Genomic DNA, 289 nt, shown 5'->3' with positions numbered 1-289 from the left:
CGCGGTTCTTAACACGGCTAAAGTTGAAAAAGGCGACACGGTTGCTGTATTCGGTCTTGGTGGTATCGGTCTTTCAGCTATCATCGGCGCGAAAATGGCGGGTGCAAGCCGTATCATCGGTGTTGACTTGAACGAAAGCAAATACGAACTGGCTAAAAAATTAGGCGCGACTGATTGCATCAACCCAACAAACTTCGACAAGCCAATTCAAGAAGTGATTGTTGAAATGACTGATGGCGGCGTGGATTACTCTTTTGAGTGTATCGGTAACGTAAACGTTATGCGTGCT

At 46.4% G+C, this 289-nt stretch carries 1 protein-coding gene; it reads left to right on the top strand.

The genetic code is table 11. From position 1 onward, the window contains the following. A partial coding sequence (locus tag PVK63_RS19950) for a zinc-binding dehydrogenase (protein ID WP_274440987.1) occupies positions 1 to 289 on the top strand: 289 nt, incomplete at both ends.

The organism is Aliivibrio sp. S2TY2, assembly GCF_028765525.1.
Lineage (GTDB): Bacteria > Pseudomonadota > Gammaproteobacteria > Enterobacterales > Vibrionaceae > Aliivibrio > Aliivibrio finisterrensis_A.
The sequence above is the reverse complement of the archived record's forward strand: the minus strand, read 5'-3'. Positions and strand labels throughout refer to the sequence as shown.